The 3039-nt window shown below is 75.3% G+C and carries 4 protein-coding genes; 3 read left to right on the top strand and 1 reads right to left on the bottom strand.

Annotated features, from left to right (window positions below; all coding sequences use genetic code 11):
- Window positions 1-137 precede the first annotated feature (137 nt).
- Window positions 138-1115: a hypothetical protein gene (locus LLG88_10165; protein ID MCE5247268.1), complete on the top strand. Its 978-nt coding sequence runs from the start codon at window positions 138-140 to the stop codon at window positions 1113-1115.
- An 11-nt stretch (window positions 1116-1126) separates the two neighbouring features.
- The gene (locus LLG88_10170; protein ID MCE5247269.1) at window positions 1127-1558 is read left to right on the top strand and encodes a DUF309 domain-containing protein; all 432 of its coding nucleotides are present in this window, start codon (window positions 1127-1129) and stop codon (window positions 1556-1558) included.
- A 2-nt stretch (window positions 1559-1560) separates the two neighbouring features.
- On the opposite strand, the gene LLG88_10175 is transcribed toward LLG88_10170, so the two are convergent.
- On the bottom strand, window positions 1561-2691 hold the full coding sequence (locus LLG88_10175) for a DUF2062 domain-containing protein (protein MCE5247270.1): 1131 nt from the start codon (window positions 2689-2691) through the stop codon (window positions 1561-1563).
- 157 nt (window positions 2692-2848) lie between these two features.
- Between LLG88_10175 and LLG88_10180 the strand changes: the two genes are divergently transcribed.
- Window positions 2849-3039, top strand: a 191-nt coding sequence (locus LLG88_10180; protein MCE5247271.1) for a hypothetical protein, incomplete at its 3' end; no start/stop codon positions are given.

Raw genomic sequence — 3039 nt, forward strand, 5'->3', positions numbered from 1 at the left:
GTTCTCGTAGCGCGACGGCCGCCGCCCGCCGCGGAGAAGTTGTCCGCCGCGGGGGACCGGTTCGAAGTATCGTGGAACGGCAAGCGCCGCGCGGGGCGCGGGGCCGGCGCCGAGCGCCGGCGGAAGGATGGAGCGACGTGAAGAACAGCCTCTCCGCAATGCTCGCGGGGATCGTCGACTACGCCGGGCATTTCGCGCCGGCCAAACTCCCGCTGGACGAGGCGGCGCGCCGCTTCGGCGCGCTCCGCGGCGGTCCGGCCGGCTGGCTCGTCGGCCGCTTCGTCGCCCCCGCCGCGCGGCTCGACGATCTCGCGCCGCTTCTCCCGGCGCTCGGCTCGCCGACGCCGCCCTTGGCCGCGATCGGCCGCGGCGGCGCGGACGCGGCGGCGGCGCTCGCCGGGCTGGACCGCGATCTCGGCGACGTCGACGTCTTCCTCGGGCATCACCCGGAGGCGCGCGTCGAGCTGTGCGAAACGCGCCTGCCCGCGCCGCTCTGCGAGCCGGCGCGGCGCGCGGAGTTGGAGCAGTACGTCGAGCGGGCGCTCGATCTCGTCGAGCGTTCCGCCCCCGCGGCGATCACGCTCTTCTTCGAGGGGAGCTACGGGCCCGACTGGCGGCGTTCGCTCGTCTCGATCGCCGAGGCGATCGCCGAGGCGTGGCGCCGTCGCGGCGCCGGCGCGAAGGCGCTCGGCGCCGGGTTCAAGCTGCGCTGCGGCGGCGCCGCCGCGCAGGACGTCCCGCCCGCGGAGCAGGTCGCGCTGGCGCTCGCCGTCTGCCGCGACCACGGCGTGCCGTTCAAGGCCACCGCGGGGTTGAACCTGCCGGTGCGCCGGCTGAACCACCAACTGTTCGTGAAGCAGCACGGATTCCTCAACGTCTTCGGCGCCGCGGCGCTCGCGGCGGCGCAGGGGCTCGACGAAGCGCAGCTCGCCGAAATCGTCGCCGACGAAGACCCGGCCGCCTTCGTCTTCGGGCCGGACGAGTTCCGCTGGCGCGAGTTCGCGGTGGCGAGCGACGAGATCGCCGCCTCGCGCGCGCAGTTCGCCGGGTCGTTCGGCGGCTGCCGCGTGGAGGAGGCGCACGCCGCGCTCGGCGCGCTCGGTCTGGTCGACTGACGCGATCGTCGATGGCCGGGACCCGGATCCTGCCGGCGGGGATGCGCCGCGGCGTCGCGCTGTTCAACGAGGGACGGTATTACGCGGCGCACGAGGAGATGGAACTCGCCTGGCGCGCGACCCTCGGCGAGGAGCGGCTCTTCTACCAGGGGCTGATCCAGGCCGCGGTCGCGCTCTGGCGCGTGACGCGCGGCGACGCGACGATCGCGCTGACGATGGTCTGCCGCGCCCTGCCGAAGCTGCGCCAGTTCGCGCCGGAGTTTCGGGGCCTCGACGTCGCGCGTCTCGTGAACGACCTGCTCTACGTGCGGGACCAGCTGCTCGCGCTCGGCGAAGCGCACGTCGCGGAGTTCGATCCGCGCCAACTGCCCCGTCTGCACGGCCCGGCGGCGGACGAACGGCGGCGCGCCGGCCGCCGCGCGGTGTTCGGCGGCGTGCGCTGAGGTCAGCGCGGCTTGCGGGCGACGATCAGCGCGCGGGCGAACGGCCCGTCGCCATAGAACGGTTCCCCTTCCACGACGAGCCCCGCGGCGCGGCAGACGTCGGCCCACGCCGCGATCGGCCGCGGCCGCCGGCGCAGGCGCCATTCCCCGCGCCGCAGCGAGCCGATCCGCTCCCACGCCGCCAGCAGCCTGAACCGCCAGCCGCCCGCGGCGTCCGCCTCGCGCAGCAGCAGCGCGCCGCCCGGCTCGAGCGCCGCGGCCGCGCGCGCCACGAGCGCCTCGGCCTCGGCCGGACGCAGCTCCCGCAGCAGGTCGATCGCCGCGCAGACGCGGCAGGAAGGAATCGGCCAGACCCGCGCGTCGGCTACGACGATCTCGCCGTCCTCGCCGAGCGCCTCGAGCGCCGCGGCCGCGACCTTCGGCTTCCGCTCGACGCCGAGCAGCCGCAGCCGCGTCGGCGGCGCCGGCCAAAGCGGCGGCCAGACCGCGTCGCGCACCATCGCCTCGGTCTCCGCGAGCAGGACGAGCAGATGCCCGCGCCCGCAGCCGAGGTCGACGAGCAGGCCGTCCTCCGGCAGCAGGCGCCGTTCGAGCAGCGTGGTGAAGACCGCGTCGCCCTTCAGCCGCGAGCGCGCCCCCTCCCACGCCAGAACGCCGGCCGAGAGGTAGCGGCGCGAAGCGGCGTCGGCGACGCGCACGCGCAACGGATCGCGCATCGTGCGGCGGAAGACCGGCAGCGCGGCGAAGCCGAAGGCGACGCCGAGCGCGGCGCCGACGACGAGCGAGCCGAGACAGAGGTCGAGCAGGAACTGATGCCACGGCAGCGCGCGGAACTCGGCCATCGAGAGGGCGTAGAAGGCGCCGCGACGCAGGAGCGAGCCGGCCTGCAGTTCGCTGAAGTAGAGCGGCACGGCGATGATCGGATGGCTGATCTGCGCGCCGATGTACATCGTGACGACGTTGAGCCGGAAGAGGCGCGCGGCGACGAGGCACATCCCGAGGTGCAGGCCGAAGAGCGGCGTGCAGCCGATGAAGACGCCGACCGCGAGCGCGGCCGCCTGGCGGCCGGGAGTCGCGCCGTCGGTCCTCATCCGGAAGACCATCTCGGCGAACAGTTCCTTGCCGCGGCCCATCGCTGCGATCGTCCCTTTCGCGCCTCGCGCCGTCGCCCTTCTCCGCGCGCTCCGGCGCGCGGAGGGCCGCGCGTTCTCTTTCGCCCGCCGAGAGTATCCCCCACAATGATTGGTCCGTCGCGGCGGCGCACGGCGACCGCGGCGCGGGAGGAACGGCATGCGCGAATTCGGCGGGCTGCGCGGAACGGCGGAAGCGGCGGCGGCCGCGGGGGCGGCGGCGCTGCGGCCGTTTCTCGACGGGCGTCGCGCGCTGGACGTGTCGCCCAAGAGTCGGCACGATTTCGTCACCGCGGCGGACGTCGCCTCGGAGCGCGCGGTCGCGGCGGCGATCCGCGCCGCGCATCCCGA

This window comes from bacterium (assembly GCA_021372775.1).
In the GTDB taxonomy this organism is placed as follows: Bacteria; Acidobacteriota; Polarisedimenticolia; order J045; family J045; genus JAJFTU01.